Below are 24,518 nucleotides of genomic sequence, written 5' to 3'. Positions count from 1 at the left end.
CGCCTCCGGCCGCCCGAGCCGCTCCAGCGCCCCCCGCCGCACCTGGCGCCCACCCCGTGACCGCTCCCAGACGCAAGCTCTGGCTCGACTGGCAGCGCGGCCTCGCCGTGCTGTTCATGGTCGAGGTCCACGTGCTCGACGCATGGCTCGCACCGGCCGCGGCGCACGGCCACGGCTTCGGCGCGCTCCGCATGCTGGGCGGGCTCGCCGCGCCCGGCTTCCTCTACATGGCCGGCCTCTCGCAGGCGCTCGGCGACGCCGCGCTGGAGCGCAAGGGCGTCGCGCCGGGCGCGCGCCGGTCGGCCGCGCTGCGCCGGGCGCTGTGGCTGCTCGGCGTCGCGTACGGCTTCCGCGCGGCGGAGTACCTGCTCGGCTACGCCCCGGCGCTGTGGCACGGCTGGTGGGACACGGCCTGGGCCGGCGTCGGGGACGTGCTGAAGGTGGACATCCTCAACGTCATCGCGGTCGGCCTGGGGCTGTCGGCGCTGCTCACCATCGGCGTGCCGCGCCGCCTCGGGCCCGCGCTCGCGGCGCTGGCGGCGGTCGCGGTGGTGCTCGCGACGCCCGGCGTGGCGGGGACGGCGCACGCGCCGAGCCGGCTGCTCGACTACGCCTACATCGCGTCCGCCGACCTGGGCCGCCGCGGGAACTTCCACCTGTTCAACTGGGTCGCCTTCCTGCTCGCCGGCGCCGCGCTCGCGCCGCTGGCGCGCGGACCGGACCGTCCGCTCCTGTGGCTCGCCCTGGGCGCGGCGCTCCTCGGCGCGGGCCTCGGGCTCGACGCGCGGGCGCCGCTGCGCGGGGACGCGTTCTGGCGCGCCTCGCCGGCCTGGTTCGCGATGCGGCTCGGCGCGTGCGTGGCGCTTACCGGGCTCACCCAGCTCGTGCCGCTCGTGGCGGAGCGGGCGCTGCGCTGGCTCACCGTGCTCGGGCGGCAGTCGCTCGTCGGGTACATCGCCTCGGTCGAGCTGACCTACGGCGGCCTGGCGCGGCCGCTGCGCGGCCGGCTCCCGTTCCCGGCGACGATCGCGGCGATCGTCGCGATGGTGGGCGTCACCTGGGCGATCTCGGTGGCCTGGGAGCGGCTGCAGGCCCGGCGCCGCGCCCGCCCGCGGCCCGCCGCGCCCGCGCCCGCGTAGCGATTCCCGGCCCCGCGCCGGGGGCATCGTGCGTTGATCGAGGAGTGGTCCGCCGCAGTGCGCGTGCTCCGACGCCGCGGCCCCGCTACGGCGCCGGCGTCGCGCCCGGCCCGACCGCCGCGCCCGGCCGCGCGAACGCGAGCGGCTCGACCAGGGCCGCGTCGAGCGCGTCCGGGTCGAGCACCTGCTGCGCCGCCATCTTCAGCAGCAGCTCGTCCACGCGCTGGTCCCACGCCTCGGTGGGCGCGCCGCGGGACCACATGAAGTGGAACCGGACCGGGTTCGGGATCACGGTGGCGAGGAACGCGGCCTGCCGCGGCGTGAGCTCGGCGGCGGGCACGCCGAACCAGTGGCGCGCGGCCGGCCCGATGCCCCACAGCCCCGGGCCCCACTCCGCCACGTTCAGGTAGATCTCGAGGAGCCGCGCCTTGGGCACCGTCGCCTCGAGCGCCACCGTGAGCGCCGCCTCCCGCACCTTCCGCGCCAGCGTCTTCTCGCGGGAGAGGTACAGGTTCTTCGCGAGCTGCTGCGAGATGGTCGAGCCGCCGCGCACCAGCCGGCCGCGCTCGGCGGACGCGGCGAACGCGTTGCGCAGCTCCTCGAACTCGAAGCCGGAGTGGCCGTAGAACCCGGCGTCCTCGCTGGCGGTCACCGCGCGGATCACGTGCTGCGGCAGGGTGGCGAGCGGGACGAACGCGGGGTTGCGCGGGCCCACCAGGATCTCGGGCGGCGTGCCGTGCTCGACCTCGGGGCGGTGCACGAACGGCGCGCGGAGCGCGACGGGCGGCGCGCGCCGGGCCGCCTCGCGCATGCGCGAGAGGTCCAGCCCGGCGTCCACCGTCCAGGCGGCCGGCGCGAGCAGCGGGCCGGCCAGGTCGAGGTGGGCGTCGAGCGTGCCGGCGGGCCGCGGCGCCTCCGGCGGCAGCCCCAGCGCCGCCGGCAGCGCGGCGACGGCCGCGGCGAAGTCGAGTCGGTCGAGCCGCGCGGAGAGCTCGAACGGGAGGCCGGGGCCGAGCCGCGCCTGGCCGGAGACGGCGGCGGGGATGGCGCCGAAGAGCACCACGCGCCCGCCGGAGAGCGACACGCGCCGCTCCGCGCCCTCCCAGGCGACGTCGCCCTCGGCGGTGGCGGAGATCGGCCCGAGGGGCTCGGCGCCGATCCGCTCGCCGGCCACCGAGGCGCCCTCCACCGCGAGCACGGCGCGCCCGCCGAGGCGGGACAGGTCCGGCGCGGCGTCCAGCGTCGCGTCGAGCGAGAGCGTGCCCTCGCGCAGCGACACCGCCCCTGCGCCGAGCGCCTCCGGGATCGCGGCGGGCCCGAGGTGCCGCACCCCCAGCGTGGCGCGCCAGCCGGAGGCCTCCCGGCGGGCGTCCACCGTGGCGGTGCCGCCGCCGGGCAGGCGCAGGTCGGCGCGGAGGCGCTCCTCGCCGTCGCCGCGGGCGCGCGACAGGTGCGCGTCGATCGGCCCCAGCTCCACGGTCTTGCCCCCGAGCACGAAGGCGATCACCAGCGCGCGCGCCTGCACCGAGGGCCACGGGGCGGCCTCGTCCGCCTCCGGCGCGGGCTCGGGGGCGGACGCGGCGGGGGCGCGAGCAGGGAGGGCGCCGCGCCGGGCAGGGGGGCCGCGCAGGCGCTCGCCCAGCTCCAGCAGCGATCGCCCGGAGCGGCCGGCCTCCACGCGCACGCCGGTCATCCGCACCGAGGCGAGCTCGGCGCGCCCGGCCAGCAGCGCGAGCAGCCGCGGCCGCGCCTCGATCCGCTCGACGCGCAGCACCGGCGGCGCCCCCGGCCGCGCGCCGGCGATGGCGAGCGGGCCGAAGGAGACGCGGAGCAGCGGCGAGACGTGGACGTCGGGGCCGAGGGTGACGTCGCCCACCGACGCGCGCAGGCCGGCCAGGATGCGTCGGCGGAGCGCGGCCTCCGCCGCGGGCCGCGAGAGCGCCACGAGCGCCACCCCGTACAGGCAGGCCAGCGCCAGCACGCCCCAGCCCGCGGCGCGCCAGAGGGGGCGCAGCGCGAGGCGGGGGCGGGGAGGGGTGGGCAGGGCGGAAGCCATGGAATCGCGCGCTCTTTACCGGGCGGGTCGCGGGGGGTCAACCGGTTCCCCGGCCGGCCCGTGGACGCGCACTCGAGGGGATGAAACCGCCGTCATGGCTGTTAACATCCCGGCGAATGGCGTTCCTGGGCCCCAGCCTGCGACGGAGGAAGGTGGACGAGCGGCCGGGCACCCGGACCACCGCCGCCATCCTGCTGTCGCTCGCCTTCAACGCCTTGATCTTGCTGATCCTCGGCCGGGTGGGCGCCTTCCAGCTGGGAAAGCCCGCCACGGTGCGGCCGGTGGCGCTCGCGCCGCTCACCGCGGATCAGTGGGCGGCGAACCGCGCCATCGTGGGCGGCCAGCCGCCGCCCGCCGCCGCGCCGAGGCCGTCGGACCTCCCGAAGATCCCGCCGCCCCCGCCGCCGCCGGAGGAGCGCCGGGCGCACGGGCAGATCGTGGACGTGGCGCCGTCGAAGGACTCGCGCCCGCCGAAGGACTCCCGCTTCCTGTCCGACCGCGACAACACGGTCGAGAAGGAGTCGCGCTCGCGCTTCGCGGGGACGCAGGCGTTCGAGAACACCCTCCCGGCGCCGTCCGACGGCCTGAAGCGCAAGGCGCCGCCGCCACCGCCCGAGGCCGGCGAGAACGGCCAGGCGGCGAAGAGCACGCCGGGCAAGGAGGGGCCGGCGGCGCCGCACGGCACCGGCGGAGAGAAGCTGGTCATCCCGGAGCAGCGGGCGCAGGAGCGGCTGGCGGTCGCGCCGCGCCCGGACGCGCCCGGCGCGGGCGACGTGCCGGTCGCGCCCCGGACCGACCAGCAGCGGCTGAGCGGCGGCGGCCAGGCGCTGCAGGTGCCCGGCGGCGCCGGCGCGCAGGGCGGCGGCCGCAAGTCGGGCATCGATCGGCGGCTCCTGCCGGATCCGCAGAACCTCGCGCGCATCGCCGGCGGGCCCAGCCCGGACCGGCTCGACGGCGTGGAGGAGGGCGACTCCACCGCGCTCAACACCCGCTCGTTCAAGTACGCCACGTTCATCAACCGCGTGGGCATGGCCATCTACCGCGAGTGGGATCCGAACCGGGCGTACCAGGCGCGGGATCCCGAGGGGAAGGTCTACCCCGCGCGCGACCGCACCACGTCGATCGAGCTGGTGCTCGACGGCAGCGGCGCGATCCGCTTCGTGAAGCTGCTCGACTCGAGCGGCCTGGACTTCCTCGACCAGGAGGTGGTCCGGGCGGCGCGGGCGGCCGGGCCGTTCCCGAACCCGCCGGCGGGCCTGGTCGACGCGAGCGGGCAGATCCACCTCGCGCTGGCGTACACGCTGGAGATGCGGCGGGCCTCGCGCGTGCAGGTGCTCATGCCCTCGCTGCCCTCGCAGCGCCCGTACCCGGAATGACTCAGCCGCCCCGCGTCCCGCGGGCCGGTCCCGATCCACAGGAGGAGAGCTCAGCATGCCCCAGGTGCAGCGCGTCCCGATGCGCGCGGTCAAGAACGTGGTCCTCATCGCGCACGACAGCCGCAAGCAGGACCTGCTGGACTGGGTGAAGTACAACCGGCCGGTGCTCCGCGAGCACCGCCTGTTCGCCACCGGCACCACCGGCGCGCTGGTGCAGGCGCAGACCGACCTCCCGGTGACCCGCTTCAAGAGCGGTCCGCTCGGCGGCGACCAGCAGGTCGGCGCGAAGATCGCCGAGGGCGAGCTGGACGTGCTGGTGTTCTTCTGGGATCCGCTCGAGCCGCAGCCGCACGATCCGGACGTGAAGGCGCTGCTGCGGATCGCGGTGCTCTACAACATCCCCACCGCGTGCAACCGCGCCACCGCCGACTTCCTGGTGGCGTCGTCGCTGTTCCACGGTGAGTACGAGCGGATCGTGGAGGACCACGCCGCGAAGCGGCAGGCCTGGCTGGCCGGCCAGGGTCGGCGGTAGCCGGGGCCCGCCCTCGCCGGCGTCGCCGGACGGCCCCGGCGCCGCGCCGGCGGGGCGGATCGAGGCGGGGGCGCTACAGCTTCAGCGTCCCCTTCACGCCGATCTGGAACCAGCTGTGGAAGCTCCGGTCGTGGATGCGGCCGGACTCGTCACCCCAGCCCGGCACCGACACGTCGTAGCTCGTGTACTGCCCGGCGCTCCACGAGACGAACGGGCCCATGGTCAGGTAGGGCGAGAGCGCCAGGTCGAGCCCCGCCTCCAGCATCGGGAACTCGAAGCCGGCCCAGCTGAACTCGGCGATGGTGCCGGTGCCCGGCTCGTACGCCTCCGCGTTCAGCACCTCCAGGCCCATCCCGAAGCCCACCCAGGGATCCACGATCTGGTACGGCTGCAGGTGGAACTGCACGTCGAATCCGAAGCGGATGTCCGAGCCGTCGCAGGAGCGGCCCGGGACGCAGAAGTCCTTCGAGATCGAGGCCGGGGCGAGCTCGAGGTAGATGCCGCCCCAGACCGCCGGGTTGAAGCGGTAGCCCAGCTCGAGCCAGATCGGCACCTTGTGCCGGACGAGATCGTCGAGCTTCGGGTAGAGCGGCGCACCGGTGGCGTCCACCTCGTCCGAGATGTCGCCGGACGGCGCGCCGTACGCGAGGCGCGCGGACAGCGTGAGCCCCTGCTCGCGCGGCCCGGCGGGCGTGCGCGGCGGCGGCCGGCGGGGATCGTACTGGCCGGCGGCCAGCGCGGGCAGGGCGGCGACGACGAACAGGGCGAGCAGGCGGTTGCGCATGGTTCCTCCGCGGCGCCGTGGGGCGGGCGCGCCGCGATGATAGCGCGACCGCCGCCCGTCTACTCGACGTTCATGCCCGGCTGCCAGCGCAGCACGGGCTTGCGCGCCGCGCGCGTCTCGTCGAGGCGCGCGCGGACGGGCCGGGTGGGCGCGGCACGCACCGCCTCCGGATCGGCCTTCGCCTCCTCGGCGATGGCCTTCATCGCCGCGACGAACGCGTCCAGCGTCTCGCGCGACTCGGTCTCGGTCGGCTCGATCATGAGCGCGCCGTGCACCACCAGCGGGAAGTAGATGGTGGGCGGGTGGAAGCCGTGGTCGATGAGGCGCTTCGCCACGTCCATGGTCGTGACGCCGGCGTCCTTCTGCTGGGCGTCGTCGAACACCACCTCGTGGAGCGAGTCGGTGGGGTAGGGCAGGTGGTAGGTGCCCTCCAGCTGCTTGCGCACGTAGTTCGCGTTCAGCACCGCCAGCTCGGCGGTGGCGCGCACGCCGTCCGGGCCGTACTCGCGGATGAGCGCCCAGGCCCGCACGAACATGCCGAAGTTGCCCCAGAACTCGCGCAGCTTGCCGACGGTGGCGGGCCGCTCGCGCGCCTCGGTGACCAGCCGGAACCGCTCGCCCTCCTTCACCACCAGCGGGAGCGGCAGGTACGGCGCGAGCGCCGCCTTCACCGCCACCGGGCCCGAGCCCGGGCCGCCGCCGCCGTGCGGCGTCGCGAACGTCTTGTGCAGGTTGTACTGCATGACGTCGAAGCCCATGTCGCCGGGCCGCGCCACGCCGAGCAGCGCGTTCATGTTCGCGCCGTCGCCGTACACCAGCCCGCCCTTCGCGTGGACGATCGCGGCGATCTCGGCGATGTGCGACTCGAACACGCCCAGCGTGTTCGGGTTCGTGATCATGATGGCCGCGACGTCCTCGTCCATGGCGGCGCGGACCGTCTCCGGGTGGAGGCGGCCGTCGGGGCCGGAGGCGAGCTGCACCACCGCGTAGCCGTTCAGCGCCGACGACGCGGGGTTGGTGCCGTGCGCGGTGTCGGGGATGAGCACCTTCTTGCGCGGGTTGCCGCGCGCCTCGTGGTAGGCGCGGATGAGCATGAGGCCGGTCAGCTCGCCCTGCGCGCCCGCGGCGGGCGCGAGCGTGGTGGCGTCGAACCCGGCGATCTCGGACAGCGCCCGCTCCAGCCGGTACATGAGCTCGAGCGCGCCCTGCGCCAGCTCGGCGGGCGCGAGCGGGTGGAGGTCGGCGAAGCCGGGCAGGCGCGCCAGGGCCTCGCTCGACTTCGGGTTGTACTTCATGGTGCAGGAGCCGAGCGGGTAGAACCCGGTGTCGATGCCGTGGTTCCAGGAGGAGAGCCGGGTGAAGTGCCGGACCACCTCCAGCTCGGACAGCTCCGGCAGCCCGTCCACCGCCGGGCGCACCAGCGCGGCGGGGAGGTCGCCCGCGTCGAAGTCGGCGGGGGGCGGCGGCAACGAGACGCCGCAGCGCCCGCGCGAGCCGTGCTCGAACACGAGCGGCTCCTCGTAGGCGAGGCCGCGCACCGCGCCGCCCAGGCCGGGCGCCTCGGCCGCGGCGGCGCCGCCCTTCGCGTCCTGCTCCATGCTGGGCTTCCAGCCGGTCGGGTTCGCCATGGCTAGCTCCTCACCGTGCTCGCGAAGAGCTGGATGAGCTCGGGGCCGTGCAGCTCGGTCGCCGCACAGAGCAGCGCGCCCTTCGCGTGCGGCGCGTCCGGGTACCAGCGCGCCAGCGGCGCGCCGGCCACGATGCCGCGCTTCGCGAGCTTCGCCACCACCGCCTCCGCGTCGCCCACGTCGAACACCTGCTCGTTGAAGTACGGCCCGGAGAACACCGGGCGGCAGCCGGCCCGCTCCATCGCGTCGCGCAGCATGCGGGCGCGCCCGTGGTTGAGGCGCGCCAGCTCGGCGAGGCCGCGCTTGCCGAGGAGCGACAGGTGGATGGTGGAGGCCAGCGCGCACAGGCCGGAGTTGGTGCAGATGTTGGACGTGGCCTTCTCGCGGCGGATGTGCTGCTCGCGGGTGGAGAGCGTGAGCACGAAGCCGCGCCGCCCCTGCTTGTCCACCGTCGCGCCCGCCACGCGGCCGGGCATCTGGCGCAGGCTCTTCTCGCGGGTGGCGAAGAACCCCGGCGCCGGGCCGCCGAAGGACATGGGGTTGCCGAAGCTCTGGAACGTGCCCACCGCGACGTCCGCGCCGAGCGCGCCCGGCGCCTGGAGGAGGCCGAGCGAGACCGCCTCGGCGGTGGCCGCGACGGTGAGCGCGCCGGCCGCCCGGGCGAGGGCGGCCGCCTCGGGCAGCGCGTCCACCACGCCGAGGAAGTTCGGGTAGCCGAGGATGACGCAGGCGGTCCGGCCGTCCACCGCCTGCGCCAGCGCGGCGAGGTCGGTGCGCCCGTCGGCGCCGAACGGCACCGTGACGATCTCGTCGCCGGTCGAGCGCAGGTACGTGGCGAGCACCTTGCGGTACTCGGGGTGCAGCGCGGCGGAGACCACCACCTTGTCGCGCCCGGTGATGCGGCCGGCCATGAGCGCCGCCTCGGCGGTGGCGGTCGCGCCGTCGTACATGGACGCGTTCGACACGTCCATGCCGGTCAGCAGGCACACGAACGTCTGCCACTCGAACAGCGCCTGCAGCGTGCCCTGCGAGATCTCCGGCTGGTAGGGCGTGTACGCGGTGAAGAACTCGCCGCGGAGCAGGAGCTGGTCCACCACCGGTGGCACGTGGTGCGGGTAGCACCCCGCGCCGACGAACGGCGGGTGGGCCGTCTCGTTGCGCGCCGCCAGGCGCCGCAGCTCGGAGAACAGCGCGATCTCGTCCGCCGCGGGCGGCAGGTCGAGCGGGCGGTCGAGCCGGAGCGCCTGCGGGATCGAGCGGAACAGGTCGTCGACGCGCTCCGCGCCGACGACGTCGAGCATGGCGCGGACGTCGTCCGGGGTGTGCGGGTGGTATCGCAAGGCTTGGCTCCGCGGCGACGGCGCCGCGAGGGAGGGGGACCGCCCGGCGGGCGGCGCTCGGCGCTACTCCTGCTCCTCGACGAACGCCTTGTAGGCGGCGGCGTCCATCAGCGCCTCGAGGTCCTTCGGATCGGACGGCTCGATGGTGATCATCCAGCCCTCCTCGTACGGATCCTCGTTGATGGTCTCGGGCGCGTCGGAGAGCGGGTCGTTCACCTCGATCACCTTGCCGGAGATCGGGGCGAACAGCTCGGAGACGGCCTTGGTGGACTCGACCACGCCGAACGACTCGCCCTTCTTGACGGGGTCGCCGACGTCCGGGAGCTCGACGTAGACGACGTCGCCGAGCTGCTGCTGGGCGAAGTCGGTGATGCCGACCACGATCGCGCTGCCCTTGCGGCGCGCCCACTCGTGCTCGCGCGTGTACCTGAGGTCCTCGGGGATTTCCATGGTCGTCTCCGTCACTTCCGAGTGTAGAACGGCGTCTTCACGGCCTTGGCCGCCGCGGCCCGGCCGCGGATCTCGACTGCGAAGGTGGAGCCCTCGGCGGCGAGCGCGGGGGGCACGTAGGCGAGCCCGATGGCGGTGCCGAGCGACGGGCTCTTGGTCCCGCTGGTCACGTCCCCCACCTTGCGGCCGTCCTGCAGCACCGGGTAGCCGTGCCGCGGGATGCCCGCGTCGGTGAGCTGGAACCCCACCAGCTTGCGCGAGAGCCCCTGCTCCTTCTGCTTGAGCAGCGCCTCGCGGCCGATGAAGTCGCCCTTGTCGAGCTTCACCACCCAGGCCAGCCCGGCCTCGAGCGGCGTGGTGGTCTCGTCCATGTCCGAGCCGTAGAGGCGGTACGCCATCTCGAGCCGCAGCGAGTCGCGGGCGCCGAGGCCGCAGGGGGCGATGCGCTCGGGCACGCCCGCCTCCATGAGCGCGTCCCAGAGCCGCGGGCCCAGGTCGGAGCGGCAGAACAGCTCGAAGCCGTCCTCGCCGGTGTAGCCGGTGCGGGCCACGATGCAGCGGACGCCGGCCACCTCGCCCTCGCCGAAGCGGTAGCTGCGCATCGCCGAGAGGTTCACGGTGGTGAGCCGCTGCAGGAGCTGGGCGGCGAGCGGCCCCTGGAGCGCGAGCTGCGCCCAGTCGTCCGACTCGTTGCGGACGTCGGCGCCGGCGGCGTGGCCCGCCAGCCACTCGAAGTCCTTCTGCCGGTTGCCGGCGTTGACGCAGACGAGCAGGTCCTCGGCGGAGCGGCGGTAGACCACCACGTCGTCCACGATGCCGCCGGAGTCGCGGCACAGGCAGCCGTACTGCGCCTGGCCGTCGGCGACCTTGGAGAGGTCGTTCGTGAACAGGCGGCCGAGCGCCGCGATCGCCCGCGGGCCGCGGAACACGACCTCGCCCATGTGCGAGACGTCGAACAGGCCGACGCGGGTGCGGACGGTCTCGTGCTCGGCGAGGATGCCCGAGTACTGGACCGGCATCTGCCAGCCGGCGAACTCCACGATCCGTGCGCCTGCGCGGACGTGCGTGTCGTGAAGGGGCGTGCGCAGGGCCATTGGGCGCCTCGGGTGGGGATGGGCGGGCGGATTCTATCGGGGCTGACCCGGGGGTCAAGCGCGCCAGGACGCGGGATTTCGCGCCCGGCGCGCCCGAGCAGTAGCCGCTCGCGCCAGGGTCCGCAAGGTGCCATCGCGCGTTCCTGGCAGCACCGGAAGGGGCTGGGGCGCGGGCGCACGGCCGCACGGGCGGGCGGTGGCTGGGCGCGGCGCGCTCACCGGCATGCGACCGGCTCGCACCGCCCCGACCCGCTGGCCGCGCAGCAGTAGAGCGCGGCGCCGTCGTCCGACTCGAAGCGGTAGCGCCAGCCGCCGTCCCCCACCTCGAGCACGCCGAACCCCCAGCGCACCGACGCGAACAGCAGTTCGGCGCCCGGCGCGGAGATCTCGCGGAACCGCTCGGCGCCGCGGGCGCGGGAGCCGTTGCCGGACACGAGCACGTCCACGCCGCCCGGCGTCCGCAGGTGCTGCAGGTCGTGATCGTGGCCGGCGAGCCAGGCCCGGATCCGGCCCTGGCCGGCCGCGAGCAGGCGATCGACGCGCGCGAGGTACTCCGGCGTGGCGTCGTCGTGGTGCGAGCCGGCGGTGACGGCCGGGTGGTGGCCGACCAGGAAGCAGGCGCGCGCGTCGCAGCCCGCGGCCGCCGCCGCCACGAACGCCTCCTCGTCGGCGAAGGTGAAGCCGCCGTAGTCGCCCTTCAGGAGGTTCGTGTCCACCACGATGAAGCGGGCCGGTCCGCGATCGACGAGGTGGTGGCGACCGGGCATGGCCCAGAGCGGCGAGGCGTGCGCCACCTCCAGGCAGGCCTTGCGCCGCGCCGCGGTGGCCGGCTCCACGCCCGGCACCGCGCAGCTCCCGGCGGTGGCGACGTCGTGGTTCCCGAGCGCGAGGTGGATGGGCACGCCCGCGAGCGGCGCGAACGCGTCCTCGAAGCGCGCGAAGGTCGGGTCGGCCGGGCCGGCGTACCCGGCGGCGACCGTGTTCCCGTCGTCGGCGAAGCGGCACTCGGCGGCGCCGGGGAGGGTGGCGTCCGGCCCGCAGTTGTAGACGTTGTCGCCGGGGGCGACCGCGAGGTCGAACGGCGCCCGCCGGTGCGCCGCGGCCATGCCGTCGGAGATGGCGCGCTGCTGGCAGTTCGGCTCGCCGATGTCCGCGACGTGCAGCACGCGGAGCAGGGGCGAGAGGGGCGGGGCGGCCGCCGGGGCGCGGGCCGCGCCGCTCCGGTAGGTGTAGTCGAGGTCGACGCAGGTGCAGCAGCCGGCGGCGCCCACGAGCGCCACGGCCATGGCCGCGAGCGCCCGGGCGCAGCGCCTCACCGCACCGTCCGCTTCGCCAGCTCCACCGTGTTGACGAGCAGCATGGCGCGCGTCATCGGGCCGACGCCGCCCGGCACCGGCGTGATCGCCGAGGCGCGCGCGGCGGCCGCCGCGAACTCCACGTCGCCCACCAGCTTCCCGTCGGCGAGGCGGTTCATGCCGACGTCGATCACCACCGCGCCCTCCTTGACCCAGGCGCCCTTCACCAGCTCGGCCTTGCCGATGGCGGCCACCAGGATGTCGGCGCGGCCGACCTCCCCGGCGAGATCCGCGGTGCGGGAGTGGGCGAGGGTCACGGTGGCGTGCCGCTCGAGCAGCATCATCGCCATGGGCTTGCCGACGATGTTGGAGCGGCCGACCACCAGCGCGCGCTTGCCCTTCGGATCGACCTTCGCCTCGTCGAGCATGCGCATCACGCCGGCGGGCGTGCAGGGGCGCGGCACGCCGGCGATGCCGATCGAGAGCGCGCCCACGTTGAACGGATGGAAGCCGTCCGCGTCCTTGGCGGGCGAGATGGCGTCGAGCACGGCGCGCTCGTCCACGTGCTTCGGCAGCGGGAGCTGCACCAGGATGCCGTGCACCGCCGGGTCGGCGTTCAGCCGCGCGATGAGGGCGAGCAGCTCGGCCTGCGTGGTGGTGGCCGGGAGGTGGTGCTCCACCGAGGTGATGCCAACCTCCTCGCAGTCCTTGCGCTTCCCGCGCACGTAGATCGCGGAGGCGGGGTCGTCGCCCACCCGGACCACGGTGAGGCCCGTCTGCACGCCGCGGGCGGCCAGCGCGCGGACCTCGGTCGCCACCTCGCCCTTCACCTTCGCCGCGATCTGCTTGCCGTCGATGAGGTTCATGAGGCGCGCGAGTATAGAGCACGCCGCGCGCCCGTGTCCCCCATCCTGGACGCTTGTGGCGCGCCCGGCGCGTGCGAACCGTGCTCGGCGGACCACCCCTCGCTCCCGACCACGCCCGGAGGCCGCCATGGCTCTCTACCGCTTCCTGTTCGCGCCTGCCCTCCTGCTGGTCGCGGCCGCGCTCGGCGCGGGCGCGGAGCGGCGCTCCGCCGCGGCTCCTCCGCTGCCGCCTCCGGCCGAGGTGAGGCCGTTGCCGGCCGCGGTGCCAGAGCCGCCGAGCCTGGTCCCGCCGGCGGCGCCCGCCGCGCCTCGTCCATCCACCGCCGCGCTCCGGGCGCGCGCGACCGGCCGCCGCTGACGGCCGCCGCACCTCCCGCGCCCGGGGTATCATCGGGCCGCGCCCGGAGCCCGGGCCGCGGGAGGCGTCCATGGAGCGCTGCACCACCTGCTCGACCCCGCTCGCCGACGGCGGGCGCTGCGTGACCTGCGAGGCCGCCGCGGAGGGCCTCGCCGTGCTCACCCGCTCCGGCTACGCGTCGGTGCGCGAGGTCATGTCGCTCCTGGAGACGGAGGGGCTGGCGCCGGAGATGGAGAAGGTCCCGCCGGGCCGACCGGAGGAGGCGCACCACCCGCTGTGGAACCTGTACGTCCCGCGTGACGAGCTGGAGCGCGCCCAGGCGTTCCTGCGGCGCGACTGGGCCGGCCTGCTCGAGGACCCCGACGCCGCGGCCGCGGCGGCGCGCGGCGCCGAGGGGATCGACCTCGACGCCGGCGGCGAGATCGCCTGCCCGGCCTGCGGCCACCGCTTCGCCGTGCAGGGGGCGGGGGAGGTGGAGTGCCCGGAGTGCGGCCTCGGGCTCGGCGCGCCCGGCGAGTCGGCGCCGGACGAGAACGGGTAGCCGCGTCGGAGAAGCGCTGGCGTGCCTCGCGCCGCGGCGGTATCTCGGGCCGATGGCACGCGAGCTCTCGGACCTGCACATCCACGTCGGCGGCGCGGTGGCGCCGCACATCCTGTGGTCCATCGCCCACGACCAGGGCTTCAAGCTGCCGGTCGCGAGCTACTGGGAGTTCAAGGAGCTGATCTCGGCGCGCCCGGGGAAGGTGCGGTCGCTGGACGAGTACCTGGCGGTGATGCACGAGTGGACCGAGAAGATCCAGTCGTCCCCGCAGGCGATGGAGCGCAGCGTCTACGAGGTCATCGGCAAGGAGTACCGCTCGTCGCGGGTCTCGCTCATCGAGCTGCGCTTCAACCCGATGAAGCGCAACGTCGGCGGCGAGCGCGACCTCGACCACATCATCCACGCCGCGCTGCGCGGGATGGACCGGGCCGTCCTCGAGTACGGCGTGCAGGCCGGGCTCATCTTCTGCCTGGCGCGCGAGTTCCCCGCGCACCTGAACGAGATCCTGGTCGAGAAGGCCATCAAGTACCGGCGGCGCGGCGTGGTCGGCATCGACCTGGCGGGCACCGAGCGCCACGCGCTCGAGCTGATGCCGGAGGAGGTCGGGCGGTACCGCGAGCTGTACGCGCGGGCGCGGCGCGCCGGGCTGAAGACGACCGTGCACACCGGCGAGACCGCCACCACCGGCGCCGAGGGGGTCCGGGCGGTGGTGGAGCAGCTCGAGCCGCACCGCATCGGCCATGGCATCTGCGCGGCGCGGGACGAGAAGGTCATGGACCTGCTCCGCGAGCGCGGCGTGGTGCTGGAGATCTGCCCCAGCTCGAACCTCGCCACGCGGGCGGTGGGGTCGATCGAGGAGCTGGGGCAGGTGCTCGCGCGCTTCTGGGATCGCGGCGTGCGGTTCACCATCAACACCGACGGCCCGTACCTGCTCGACACGAACATGCGCGCCGAGGTGCGCCTGCTGCGCGAGTCCGGCGTGCTCGCGGAGGAGCAGATCGACCAGGCCCTGCGGTGGGCCCGGGAGGCCACCTTCATCGGCGAGCTGCCCTGACGAGGCGCGCGTTGAATACGGCCGGGAGCGCGCGCGTACGTCCTCGCAGCGGGTGCGCGCGGATCGACCGCGGCCCCGCGCCGGAGGTACCCCAAATGAAGAACATCCTGCGCATCGTCTCGGCCCTCGCCGTGCTCGGCCTCGTCTCCCCCGCGTTCGCCGAGGAGCCGAAGGCCATGGAGCCGGCCCCGGCCGCGCCGGCCGCCGCGGAGGCCGCGAAGCCGGCCGCCAAGCCTGCGACGCACAAGAAGCACCACAAGGCGACGGCGAAGAAGGCCACCCCGAAGGCCGCCGACACGGCGGCCGACAAGGCGGCCCCCGAGGCAGCCCCGGTCGCGAAGTAGCCGAGGCGGATTCCCACGGAGGGGCGCGGCCGGCGGTGCCGGCCGTGCCCTTCCGCCCGTCCCTCACGCCGCCCGCCGGCGGCGGGCCCAGGCTCGGGATGAGCGGGGCGGGACGGCGCTCGCGGGCGCTGCTAGTCCGGGTCGAGCACCAGCAGCGCCGAGAGGTGCTCGGGCCGTGCGGTGCCCCCCTCGGCGATCGGGGCCAGCTCGGCCGCGCGCGCCCGCGCCAGCTCCAGCAGCAGCGCGCCGGCCTGACCGGCGGAGGCGAGCCGCGGGTCCTCGATCGCGGCGAGCGCCCGCGCCGCGCCCGGCAGCTCCGCGCGCGCGACGGGATCCGGCCGGAAGGCGCGGCCCAGCCGCTCGTTGGCGAGCGCGGTGAGGTACAGCGTCGAGAGGCGCGGCGCGAGCGGTCCCTCGGCGCGGCCGCCGGCGAGCCCCAGCGCCTGCGCGAGCCCGGCCAGCCCCTCGGCGAGGTCGAGCGCGGCGGCGGTCCGGTCCAGCTCGGCCGCGGCGAGGAACCGGCGCGGCTCGTGCGCGGCGGCGGACATCGTGCCCCACTCGTCCCGCGGCGCCTCCAGGCCCGGGAAGTAGCGCGGGCGCTTCGCGGCGAGCGACGCCACCGCCTCGCCCAGCGGCGCGTCGAGCAGCGGCGCCGCGCGGCTCCCCGCGCCGCCGCCGGCCAGCAGCCGCTCGGCCCGCCACTTCAGCTCGAGGACGCGCCCGAACCCTTCCTGGAACAGCCGCTTCACCGGCGTCTCCGCCAGCACCTGGGCGGCGCGATCGGGATCGGCGCCGGCGAGGCGGGCCAGGCCCAGCTCCAGCATGGCGCGCGCGGCGGCGAACGCGCCGCGCACCGCCTGGAGGTCGGAGGGGTCCACCTGATCGGCGACCAGCACCGCGTTGGCCGCCGCGACGATCTCGCGCTCCAGCACCTCGCGCTCGCCGGCCGGGAGCGCCGCCGCGGCGCGATCCATCGCCGAGCCACCGCCGAGCGTCGCCAGCAGGAACCCGGGCGGCCGCGCCGGCGGCGGGCCGGCGGGGCGGGCCGGCGCGCGCGGCGGCCGGGCGAACCAGGAGAGCGCCTCCTCCAGCGAGGGGAAGCCGAGGTCGGCGAGGCGGCCGGTGCGCCAGCGCAGCGCCGTCTCCTCCAGCTCGCTGGGCAGCTCGCCCCGGAGGGCCGAGAGCAGCCGCGTCGCCTGGAACGCGTCGCGCGCGTAGAAGTCGTCGAGCAGGCCGCGCACCGCCAGGTACTCGGTGCCCTCCACCTGGAACTCGACCACGAAGCGCCCCTCGGGCGTCCGCATGAACCGGTCGGAGACCAGCTCCGGATCCGGGTCCTCCTCGAGGTCGTGCAGGTGGAGCGCGTCGCGCAGCACCAGGTACAGCACCTCGCGATCGAGCGCGTCCAGCTTGCGCGTCCAGCGCGCCGCGGCCTTCGGGTCGAGGTGCGCGCCGGCCCGGGCGACCCGGAGCCAGGGGAGGGCGCGGCGCGGCTCGAAGGCGCCGCCGCGCCAGGCGTCGAGATCGAGGAACGTCTTGAACTGCTCGGGCGAGGCGAGCTGGACGAGCAGCGCCGCGTCGCCGAGCCCGATGTCCCGGATCGTGAAGTAGAGCTCGTCGGCCGGCAGCGCGCGGACCAGCGCCTGTGGATCCCGCGCCTCGAGCACCAGGTCGAGCCGCCGCTTCCCTTGCGCCGCGGCCAGCGCCGCCCGCGCGCGCGACAGCTCCTCCGGTGCGAGCGCCTTCTCTTCCTTGGCCATCGTCCCTCCTTCCTCGATCAGCGGGGGCGCGGGCGCGCCTTCGGCCGGGCCGCGCGATCCACCGCGTCGCGCACGCTCCAGCCGCACCCCTCGAGCAGCTTCCGGGCGCGCGCCTCGCCCACCCCGGCGAGCACCGCGACGTTGCGCACCGCCCGGCGGCGCAGCTTCTCGCTGGCCGGCGCCAGCGCGACCATCCGGCCCCCGCGCACCGTCCCCAGCCGCACGAACGCGGCGGTGCTCACCAGCCCGAGCGCCATCTTCGCGGCCGTCCCCGCCTTCATGCGGGTCGAGCCGGCGACCAGCTCCGGCCCGGTGTCGAGCACCACCCGCAGGCCGGTCCGGGCGCGGGCGGCCGGGTTCGAGGTGAGGAGGGCGGTCCGCGCTCCCCGGCGGCGGGCCTCCTCGAGCGCGCCGAGCACGAACGGCGTGGTGCCGGACGCGCTCACCCCGACGACCAGGTCCCGGGCCCCGGCGCGCGCGCGGCGCACCGCGGCGGCGCCGGCCGCGCGGTCGTCCTCGGCGCCCTCCACGGCGCGGGTGAGCGCGCGGCGGCCGCCGGCCACCAGCGCCAGCACCTGGCGGGGGGAGACGCCGAACGTGGGCGGGCACTCGGCCGCGTCGAGCGCGCCGAGCCGCCCGCTCGTGCCGGCGCCGGCGTAGACCAGCCGTCCCCCCGCGCCGAGCGCTGAGGCGGCGGCCTCGACCAGGCGGGCGAGCGAAGGCAGGGCACGGCCCACCGCGCGCACCGCCTCCCGGTCGCCCTCGTGGAGACGGGCGAGGAGGCGGCCCGCGGGGAGCCGCTCGAGATCCGAGCCTCTGGGGTGGGGCGCCTCGGTGATCGGGAGGCTGCGCATCCCGCCGCGCGCGCCCTGGAACCTCGTTACGCCTGCGCGGACGCCGTCGGACGCCCGCGGCCCGCCTTCACGACCTTGCCGGCCTTGAGGCAGCGCGTGCACACGCGGATGTGCCGGATCTCGCCGGCCAGGTTGGCGCGGACCGAGCGGAGGTTCGGCAGGGAGCGCGTCTTGTTCTTGTTGTTGGCGTGGGAGACGGTGTTCCCGACGAGCGGGCCCTTCCCACAGATCTCGCAGCGGCGTGCCATGGTCTCTACTCCGAAAACCAAAAGGAGCGCGGGATATTACAGAGTGGCCCGCGAAAGGCAAGGGCTCACTTCAGAACGTCCCGCCGCCCGAGCGCCGCGACCGCGTGCCCGGCCGCCTGGATGCCTGCGTAGAACTCGCCCTCGAGGCCGAGCCCGGGGAGCACCTCGCGGCCGGCGAAGAACGCGTTCTTCCACGGCGCGCGGACCGGCAGGCCGGTCACGCCGAGCGTGGACTCGAGCTCGGTGCCGTAGAGCGGATGGGTGAGGAGCCGCACCGCCTCCTCCGGCCCGACCGGCGCGTTGAGCACCGGGGACGACTCGTTCACCTGGTGCCGCTCGAAGAACGGGATCGCGTCCGCGACCGCCTCGCGGATGCGCGCCGACGCCGCGGCCAGCGCCTCGCGCGAGGTGGTGCCCGCGTCCACGAACGCGGCGGCGCAGACCACCCGCTCGCCCGGGACCGCGTCCGCAGAGCCCTTCTTGCCGTCGCGCCGGGCCGGAAGCACCTGCAGGAACACGGCGTTGTCGATGCCGTCGCCGCCCTCCGCGTCGCGGAGCGCGATCGCGTTCTCGCCGAGCGCCGGCGGGAGCGCGGCCTCCTTCACGATCAGGTTCAGCGAGACGAGCCGGCGCTGCGGGCGGATGGCCTCGAGCACGCGGGCGGCGCGCGCCTCGGCCGCGCCGGCCGGGAGCAGCCGGCGGATGGACTCGGCGTCGGCGGCGAGCACGAAGGCCCTGGCCACGAACGCGTCGGGGGAGTCGGCCAGCCGCACCGCCGCGATGCGGCCGCCGTCCAGCTCCAGCCCGGCGGCGCTGGCGGGCTCGCCGGGGCCGCCCTTCAGCTCGCCGCGCGACTCGGCGATGCGCCGGCGGATCATCTCGCGGAGCGTCCCCTGGCCGCCGGCCAGCCGGTGCGTCCCGCGGAGCGCGCCGCCCAGCAGGCGCGCCAGCGAGAGCGGCGAGGGGGGGCCGTCGAGGTAGGTGAGGAAGCGGTGCGCGATCTCGAGGCTCCGCACCAGCTCGTGCCCGCGCAGCGCGTCGAAGGGCCGCGCCTCGCCGACCTCGCCGGCGGGCGCGTTCGGCAGGGTGGAGGCGACCTTCAGCGCCTTCTTGACCGCCCGGCGCTCGCCGAACCCGTCCGGCGGGAGCGGCGGCGCGGCCTTCAGGAAGAACCCGGAGAACTCGTAGAGGGTGGACAGCTCGGCGAAGCCCGCCTCGAGCGCCTCGGCCTCGCCGGCCCACTCGCGGTGCAGCTCGGTCCGCAGCGCGGCGGCGTCGCGCGACACGTCCACGCGGTGGCGGGGGAGCAGGATCTGCAGATCGGGATCCGACGGCTCGAGCGCCCGGCCCACGTCGGTGGCGAGCCCCAGCTCCGCGAGCACGGCCTCGGCGGCGGGCATCTGCCGCGGAGAGGGGATGACCGCGGGCGCCCAGGGCAGCACGTAGCCGGCGTCCACGTAGCTCGGGCCCAGATCGTCGTGGGCGACGTGCAGCACCCGGAAGCCGCGCCGCGCCAGCAGCGCGCCGGCGACGATGCCGCCGAGCTGCGAGCCCACGATGCAGACGTCGTAGATGCGCTGGGTTGCGGGGGGTCGGAAGGTCTGCGCCACGGCGGCGGAGTCTACGTCGAGGGCGCCCGGGCGCCAAACGATCTCGTCCCGCGGTCGAGGGACGCTCCCACTCGGACGACCTAGCCGATCGAGCCCAGGGCCGGGCGCGGTCCGGTCTATCCTTCCAGCGGCGGGTTCCGCAGCGGCGACGGGCCGTGCGGCGCGCAGCGATCGAGCCGGACCCTGCGCCCCTCCAGCGAGAGGCGCCCCTGCGCGAACCACTGCACCGCCTGCGGGTAGAGGCGGTGCTCCTCGGCCTGGATGCGGGCGGACAGGGCCGCCTCGTCGTCGCCCTGCAGCACCGGGACCACCGCCTGGGCGATGATCGGCCCGGTGTCGGTGCCCTCGTCCACGAAGTGGACCGTGCAGCCGGCGATGCGGGCGCCGTACTCCAGCGCCTGCCGGGCGGCGTGCAGGCCGGGGAACGACGGGAGCAGGCCGGGGTGGATGTTCATCACCCGCGGGCAGCCGCGGCTGGCGGCGTCCGGCCCGAAGGCCCGGAGGAAGCCGGGCGTGACGAGCCGCATGTAGCCGGCCAGGCACACCAGGTCCACGCGGTGGGCGCGGAGCGCCTCGACCAGCGTGAGGTCGTAGGCGGCGCGGTCGGCGACGCCCTTCGACGGCAGGATCTCCGCCGGCGCGCCCGCCCGGCGCGCCCGCTCCAGCGCGCCGGCGCCCGGCACGTTCGAGAGCACCACCGCGACCTGCGCGTCCACGCGCCCGGCCGCGCAGGCGTCGAGCAGCGCCTGGAGGTTCGTGCCGCCGCCCGAGGCGAGGACGCCGAGCCGGGTCACCGCACCACCTCGCAGGTGGCCTCCCCGGGCCCGCCCGCCTCGATGGCGCCGACCGTCCACGCCTCCAGCCCGCGCGCCCGGAGCGCCGCGTGCGCCGCCGCCTCGTCGCCGGGCGCGACCACCGCCACCAGGCCGAGGCCCATGTTGAAGGTGCGGTACATCTCGTCGCGCGGGACCTGCCCCTCGCGCTCCACCAGGTCGAAGATGGCCGGCCGCGGCCAGCGCTGCTCCTCGAGCACCGCCCGCGTGCCGTCGGGCAGGGTGCGCGGCACGTTGCCGGGCAGCCCGCCGCCGGTGATGTGCGCGAACGCCCGGACCGGCACCTGCTCCAGCAGCGCCAGCACGTCCTTCGCGTAGATGCGGGTGGGCTCGAGCAGCGCGTCCGCCAGCGTGCGCCCGCCCAGCGCGTCGAACCGGTGATCGAGCGGGTAGCGCTCGAGGAGCGCCTTGCGCGCGAGCGAGAAGCCGTTGGAGTGCAGGCCGGAGGACGCGATCCCGATCACCACGTCGCCCCGGGCCACCCGGGTGCCGTCCACGATGCGCGGGCGGTCGACGCAGCCGACCGCGAAGCCGGCCAGGTCGTACTCGCCGCGCTCGTAGAACCCGGGCAGCTCGGCGGTCTCGCCGCCGATGAGGGCGCAGCCCGCCTGCCGGCAGCCCTCCGCGATCCCCTTCACCACCTGGGCGCCCTGCTCGGCGCTGAGCTTGCCCGTGGCGTAGTAGTCGAGGAAGAAGAGCGGCTCGGCCCCCACCACCGCGATGTCGTTCACGCACATCGCCACGAGGTCGATGCCCACGGTGTCGTGGCGATCGGCGGCGAACGCCACCTTGAGCTTGGTCCCGACGCCGTCGGTGCCCGACACCAGCACCGGCTCGCGGTACTTCTTCACGTCGAGCGCGAAGAGCCCGCCGAACCCGCCGATGCCGCCGAGCACCTCCGGGCGCAGGGTGGGCCGGGCGTGCGGCTTGATGAGGTCGACGAGCCGGTCTCCCTCGTCGATGTCGACGCCTGCGTCGCGGTAGGTCAGGGACATGGCTGCGCCTTACCGCGACGGCGCGGCCGCTGCAAGCCGCGAGCGCCCGGGCGCCGCGGGGGGCGGGGAGGGCGGGTCGAAGCCTCGAGCCAGCCGATCGCCGCGGCGGCCGCGCGCCGCCAGGCGCGCCCGCGGGGACCTCGCGCGAGCCCGCGAAGGCGGGCGCGCGAGGTCACGGGCCCCGCGCAGCAGGAGCATCAGGGTGGGGCCCCGCGGAGACCCGCTCCGCGGGGCGGGGCGCAGCCCCGTTAGAAGGCCACCGCGACGAGCAGGGCCGCGGCGAGGACGAGGACCGACAGGCGCATCGAGGTTCCCGGGTTCTCTGAGGGTGACACCCACATCGTACCGGAGGCCTCTGACCCCGCAAGAAAGCGGCCCGCGCGGCGCCGCCGCCCTGACGCGACGTGTCGCCCGGCGCCGGGGGGCGATTCGTTGACAGCCCTCCGCGAGGTCGGCTAGGACCGCCGTTCGGCTCCCGGCATGCCGGCCTCGAGGCGAGGCGGCGCCGGCCGGCCGCCCGACCCCATGCCAGACGATCAGCTCCTCCAGCGCTTCGGCAGGGAGTTCCCGCGCGGGAGCGTGCTGTTCCGCGAGGGCGAGCCGGGCCGCGAGATGTTCGTGGTGCAGCAGGGGCGGGTGACGCTCTCGACGACCGCCGGGGGCGTCGAGAAGATCCTGGCGTCGATGGGGCCGGGTGAGTTCCTCGGCGAGATGTCGATCCTGAACAACCGGCCCCGATCGGCCACCGCCACCTGCGCGGAGGACGCCCGGCTGCTGGTCATCGACGCCCTGACGTTCGAGGCGATGATCCGGGGCAACGCGGAGATCGCCGTCCGGATGGTCAAGAAGCTGGCGGACCGCCTGCAGGAGGCGGAGGAGCAGATCGCGAACCTGCTCTTCCAGGACGCCTCGTCGCGGGTGGTGCACTTCCTCGTCACCGCGGCGGACAAGGCCTCCCGCGGCCCGGCCGGCCACGAGATCGAGGTGGCGCCGCGCGAGCTCGCCGGCCGGGTGGGCGTCCGTCCGGAGGAGGCGGACGAGGCGCTGGCGAAGCTGGTGAAGGCGAAGATCGTCGCCGTCCGCCCGGACGGCTTCCTGGTGCCGGACGTCTCGAAGCTCCGCCACTTCCTCGAGTTCCTGCAGGTGAAGGCGCAGTTCGGGGGCATCGCGTGACGGGGTGCGCCCCCCGCGCCCGGGGCGCGCTCGCGCCCTAGACTGGAAAGCACATGGCCTGGTTCTCCAAGCAGAAGAAGCTGAAGTCGAAGGAGTCCACCACCCCCGCCGCCCAGCCCGCGCCCGCCGCGAAGGGCGAGGGCATCTGGTACAAGTGCGACGCCTGCGGCGAGGTGGTGCCGCGCGCCGAGTACGAGCGGAGCTGGAACGTCTGCCCGTCCTGCGGGAACCACGACGCGCTGCCGGTGCGGCGCCGGTTCGACCTCGTCCTCGACCCGGGCTCGTTCCAGGAGCTGGACGCGGAGCTCACCCCGCAGGATCCGCTCGGCTTCTCCGACTCCAAGAAGTACCGCGACCGGCTCCGGTCCACCTTCAAGGCGTCGGGCCTGCGCGACGCGTTCATCTCCGGCGTGGGCGCCATCGGCGGCCAGCCGGTGTCGCTCGGCTCGTTCGCGTTCGAGTTCATGGGCGGCTCGATGGGCTCGGTGGTGGGCGAGAAGGTCGCGCGGGTGTTCGACCGCGCCTACGAGCGCCGCATCCCCGCCATCGTGTTCAGCTCCACCGGCGGCGCGCGCATGCAGGAAGGCATCTTCTCGCTCATGCAGATGGCGAAGACCTCGGCGGCGCTCCACCGCTTCCGCTCGGTGCGCAAGCCGTACGTGTCGGTGATGCTGCACCCCACCACCGGCGGCGTGGCGGCGAGCTTCGCCTGGCTGGGCGACGTGGTGATCGCCGAGCCCAAGGCGCTCATCGGCTTCGCCGGCCCGCGCGTGATCGAGCAGACCATCCGCGAGAAGCTGCCGCCCGGCTTCCAGCGCAGCGAGTTCCTGCTCGAGCACGGCATGATCGACGCGATCGTGCCGCGCCTGGAGATGCGCGAGAAGCTCCGCCAGCTCCTGTCGCTGGTGGGCTGAGCGCCGCACGCCGGGGCGGCCGCGCCGCCCGGAGCCCGCCGGTGAAGCCCCTCGATCCCCACGCCTACCTCTCCTCGCTCCAGCCGCTCGCCATGCGCTTCGGCCTCGAGCGCATGGAGCGCGCGCTCGACGCGCTCGGCCACCCCGAGCGCGGCTACCGCGTGCTGCACGTGGGCGGCACGAACGGCAAGGGCTCCACCTGCGCGATGGCCGCCGCGGCGCTGCGCGAGGCGGGCCTCCGCACCGGCCTCTACACCTCGCCGCACCTGGTCCGGTTCAACGAGCGCATCCAGGTCGACGGGGTGGAGATCTCCGACGCCGTGCTCGCCGCGGCCCTGGAGGCGGTGCGGCGCGCCTGTCCGTGGCACGAGGCGGGCGGGGAGGCCGACCGGCTCACCTACTTCGAGGTCGCCACGCTGGCCGGCCTGCTGCACCTCGCCGACGCGCGGGTGGACGCCGCGGTGATCGAGGTCGGCCTGGGCGGCCGCTTCGACGCGACGAACGCCATCCGCCCGGCGGTCACCGCCATCGCCCGCATCGGCCTCGACCACACCCAGCTCCTCGGCGACACCGTCGAGCGGGTGGCGTTCGAGAAGGCCGGCATCTTCAAGCCGGGCGTGCCCGCGGTGGTGCACGCGGCCCAGCCGCCCGGCGCGCTGGGGGTGCTGCGCGCGGAGGCCGCCCGCCGGGGCGCGCCCTTCGTGGTGGCCGGCGAGGCTTGGGACGGGCCGGTCGCGCTGCGCGGGCCGCACCAGCGCGCGAACGCGGCGCTCGCGGCGGCCGCGCTGCGCGCGCTGGCGGGCGCGGGCGTGGCCGTGCCGGAGGACGCCATCGCGCGCGGCATCGCCGGGGCGCGCTGGCCGGGGCGGCTGGAGGAGCTGGGCGGCGTGCTGCTCGACGGCGCGCACAACCCGCAGGGCGCCGCGGCGCTCGCCGCCGCGCTGCCCGCGCTCCACCCGGGCCGGCCGGTGGAGCTCGTGTTCGGCGTGCTCGCCGACAAGGACCACGCCGGCATGCTCGCGGCGCTGGCGCCGGCGGTGCGCCGCCTGCACCTCGTCACGCCGCCGAGCCCGCGGGCGCGCCCGGCCCCCGAGCTGCGCGCGCTCGCCGAGGCGCACGGCGTCGCCGCCGACGTGCACGAGGGGCTCGCGGAGGCGATCGCCTGCGCGCGGGCCGCGGCCGGCGAGGACGGGGTGGTGGGCGTGGCGGGCTCGCTCTACCTGGTCGGCGAGGCCCGCGCGCTCCTCGGCGCTCCTGCGCCGGGGTAGGTGGAT

The 24,518-nt window shown here is 75.7% G+C and carries 24 protein-coding genes; 10 read left to right on the top strand and 14 right to left on the bottom strand.

The window, feature by feature from the left end; all coding sequences use genetic code 11:
- Window positions 1-56 precede the first annotated feature (56 nt).
- Window positions 57-1,139: a heparan-alpha-glucosaminide N-acetyltransferase domain-containing protein gene (locus A2CP1_RS13705; protein WP_012633826.1), complete on the top strand. Its 1,083-nt coding sequence runs from the start codon at window positions 57-59 to the stop codon at window positions 1,137-1,139.
- Between the two features lie 85 nt (window positions 1,140-1,224).
- Here A2CP1_RS13705 and A2CP1_RS13700 read toward each other — a convergent pair whose 3' ends face one another.
- Window positions 1,225-3,195, bottom strand: coding sequence for a biosynthetic peptidoglycan transglycosylase (locus A2CP1_RS13700; RefSeq protein ID WP_012633825.1), 1,971 nt, complete (start codon window positions 3,193-3,195; stop codon window positions 1,225-1,227).
- Window positions 3,196-3,311: 116 nt separating this feature from the next.
- Here A2CP1_RS13700 and A2CP1_RS13695 point away from each other — a divergent pair, with 116 nt between their 5' ends.
- Window positions 3,312-4,571 (top strand): TonB family protein, encoded by a 1,260-nt coding sequence (locus A2CP1_RS13695; protein WP_012633824.1) that lies wholly within the window; start codon window positions 3,312-3,314, stop codon window positions 4,569-4,571.
- 55 nt (window positions 4,572-4,626) lie between these two features.
- Entirely contained in the window at window positions 4,627-5,103 is a 477-nt protein-coding gene (locus tag A2CP1_RS13690) for a methylglyoxal synthase (RefSeq protein WP_012633823.1), read from the top strand.
- Between the two features lie 73 nt (window positions 5,104-5,176).
- Here A2CP1_RS13690 and A2CP1_RS13685 read toward each other — a convergent pair whose 3' ends face one another.
- The 7 genes from A2CP1_RS13685 to folD all read right to left on the bottom strand — a co-directional run bounded on the left by A2CP1_RS13685 (window position 5,177) and on the right by folD (window position 12,560).
- Window positions 5,177-5,887, bottom strand: coding sequence for a hypothetical protein (locus tag A2CP1_RS13685; RefSeq protein ID WP_012633822.1), 711 nt, complete (start codon window positions 5,885-5,887; stop codon window positions 5,177-5,179).
- Between the two features lie 59 nt (window positions 5,888-5,946).
- On the bottom strand, window positions 5,947-7,515 hold the full coding sequence (gene gcvPB, locus A2CP1_RS13680) for an aminomethyl-transferring glycine dehydrogenase subunit GcvPB (protein WP_012633821.1): 1,569 nt from the start codon (window positions 7,513-7,515) through the stop codon (window positions 5,947-5,949).
- Between the two features lie 2 nt (window positions 7,516-7,517).
- The gene (gene gcvPA / locus A2CP1_RS13675) at window positions 7,518-8,855 is read right to left on the bottom strand and encodes an aminomethyl-transferring glycine dehydrogenase subunit GcvPA (protein ID WP_012633820.1); all 1,338 of its coding nucleotides are present in this window, start codon (window positions 8,853-8,855) and stop codon (window positions 7,518-7,520) included.
- A 63-nt stretch (window positions 8,856-8,918) separates the two neighbouring features.
- Complete coding sequence (gene gcvH / locus A2CP1_RS13670; RefSeq protein WP_012526628.1) at window positions 8,919-9,305, bottom strand: glycine cleavage system protein GcvH; 387 nt, start codon at window positions 9,303-9,305, stop codon at window positions 8,919-8,921.
- Window positions 9,306-9,316: 11 nt separating this feature from the next.
- On the bottom strand, window positions 9,317-10,399 hold the full coding sequence (gcvT, locus tag A2CP1_RS13665; RefSeq protein WP_012633819.1) for a glycine cleavage system aminomethyltransferase GcvT: 1,083 nt from the start codon (window positions 10,397-10,399) through the stop codon (window positions 9,317-9,319).
- A 215-nt stretch (window positions 10,400-10,614) separates the two neighbouring features.
- On the bottom strand, window positions 10,615-11,715 hold the full coding sequence (locus tag A2CP1_RS13660; protein ID WP_245529782.1) for a metallophosphoesterase: 1,101 nt from the start codon (window positions 11,713-11,715) through the stop codon (window positions 10,615-10,617).
- Window positions 11,712-12,560, bottom strand: a complete 849-nt coding sequence (folD, locus tag A2CP1_RS13655) for a bifunctional methylenetetrahydrofolate dehydrogenase/methenyltetrahydrofolate cyclohydrolase FolD (protein WP_012633817.1) — start codon at window positions 12,558-12,560, stop codon at window positions 11,712-11,714. The genes A2CP1_RS13660 and folD overlap by 4 nt, the downstream gene beginning before the upstream one ends.
- 127 nt (window positions 12,561-12,687) lie before the next feature.
- On the opposite strand from folD, the gene A2CP1_RS13650 reads away from it, so the two are divergent.
- From A2CP1_RS13650 to A2CP1_RS13635, 4 genes are all read left to right on the top strand, one after another.
- Window positions 12,688-12,918, top strand: coding sequence for a hypothetical protein (locus A2CP1_RS13650; RefSeq protein ID WP_012633816.1), 231 nt, complete (start codon window positions 12,688-12,690; stop codon window positions 12,916-12,918).
- Window positions 12,919-12,988: 70 nt separating this feature from the next.
- Window positions 12,989-13,459 carry an FmdB family zinc ribbon protein gene (locus tag A2CP1_RS13645; RefSeq protein ID WP_012633815.1) on the top strand — a complete coding sequence of 157 codons (471 nt, stop codon included), beginning with the start codon at window positions 12,989-12,991 and terminating at the stop codon, window positions 13,457-13,459.
- 52 nt (window positions 13,460-13,511) lie between these two features.
- On the top strand, window positions 13,512-14,513 hold the full coding sequence (locus A2CP1_RS13640) for an amidohydrolase family protein (protein ID WP_012526622.1): 1,002 nt from the start codon (window positions 13,512-13,514) through the stop codon (window positions 14,511-14,513).
- A gap of 95 nt (window positions 14,514-14,608) precedes the next feature.
- Window positions 14,609-14,857, top strand: a complete 249-nt coding sequence (locus A2CP1_RS13635) for a hypothetical protein (RefSeq protein ID WP_012633814.1) — start codon at window positions 14,609-14,611, stop codon at window positions 14,855-14,857.
- Window positions 14,858-14,988: 131 nt separating this feature from the next.
- Here A2CP1_RS13635 and A2CP1_RS13630 read toward each other — a convergent pair whose 3' ends face one another.
- From A2CP1_RS13630 to purM, 6 genes are all read right to left on the bottom strand, one after another.
- The gene (locus tag A2CP1_RS13630) at window positions 14,989-16,617 is read right to left on the bottom strand and encodes a DUF6178 family protein (RefSeq protein WP_012633813.1); all 1,629 of its coding nucleotides are present in this window, start codon (window positions 16,615-16,617) and stop codon (window positions 14,989-14,991) included.
- Window positions 16,618-16,634: 17 nt separating this feature from the next.
- Window positions 16,635-17,471, bottom strand: a complete 837-nt coding sequence (locus A2CP1_RS13625; protein WP_012633812.1) for an N-acetylmuramic acid 6-phosphate etherase — start codon at window positions 17,469-17,471, stop codon at window positions 16,635-16,637.
- 26 nt (window positions 17,472-17,497) lie between these two features.
- The gene (gene rpmB / locus A2CP1_RS13620) at window positions 17,498-17,719 is read right to left on the bottom strand and encodes a 50S ribosomal protein L28 (protein WP_012526618.1); all 222 of its coding nucleotides are present in this window, start codon (window positions 17,717-17,719) and stop codon (window positions 17,498-17,500) included.
- A 65-nt stretch (window positions 17,720-17,784) separates the two neighbouring features.
- Window positions 17,785-19,329 (bottom strand): phytoene desaturase family protein, encoded by a 1,545-nt coding sequence (locus tag A2CP1_RS13615; RefSeq protein WP_012633811.1) that lies wholly within the window; start codon window positions 19,327-19,329, stop codon window positions 17,785-17,787.
- A gap of 116 nt (window positions 19,330-19,445) precedes the next feature.
- Window positions 19,446-20,123 carry a phosphoribosylglycinamide formyltransferase gene (gene purN / locus A2CP1_RS13610; RefSeq protein WP_012633810.1) on the bottom strand — a complete coding sequence of 226 codons (678 nt, stop codon included), beginning with the start codon at window positions 20,121-20,123 and terminating at the stop codon, window positions 19,446-19,448.
- Window positions 20,120-21,157: a phosphoribosylformylglycinamidine cyclo-ligase gene (gene purM, locus A2CP1_RS13605; RefSeq protein WP_012633809.1), complete on the bottom strand. Its 1,038-nt coding sequence runs from the start codon at window positions 21,155-21,157 to the stop codon at window positions 20,120-20,122. The genes purN and purM overlap by 4 nt, the downstream gene beginning before the upstream one ends.
- A gap of 525 nt (window positions 21,158-21,682) precedes the next feature.
- On the opposite strand from purM, the gene A2CP1_RS13600 reads away from it, so the two are divergent.
- From A2CP1_RS13600 to A2CP1_RS13590, 3 genes are read left to right on the top strand one after another with little or no spacing between them, the layout of a single operon-like run.
- Window positions 21,683-22,330, top strand: coding sequence for a Crp/Fnr family transcriptional regulator (locus A2CP1_RS13600; RefSeq protein WP_012633807.1), 648 nt, complete (start codon window positions 21,683-21,685; stop codon window positions 22,328-22,330).
- A 53-nt stretch (window positions 22,331-22,383) separates the two neighbouring features.
- Window positions 22,384-23,244 (top strand): acetyl-CoA carboxylase, carboxyltransferase subunit beta, encoded by an 861-nt coding sequence (gene accD / locus A2CP1_RS13595; RefSeq protein ID WP_012633806.1) that lies wholly within the window; start codon window positions 22,384-22,386, stop codon window positions 23,242-23,244.
- A gap of 41 nt (window positions 23,245-23,285) precedes the next feature.
- A complete protein-coding gene (locus tag A2CP1_RS13590) occupies window positions 23,286-24,512 on the top strand; it encodes a bifunctional folylpolyglutamate synthase/dihydrofolate synthase (protein WP_012633805.1) in 1,227 nt (408 codons plus the stop codon).
- Window positions 24,513-24,518: the final 6 nt, after the last annotated feature.

This window comes from Anaeromyxobacter dehalogenans 2CP-1 (assembly GCF_000022145.1).
Lineage (GTDB): Bacteria > Myxococcota > Myxococcia > Myxococcales > Anaeromyxobacteraceae > Anaeromyxobacter > Anaeromyxobacter dehalogenans.
Note: the sequence above shows the minus strand (reverse complement) of the source record. Positions and strands in the feature narration are given on the sequence as shown.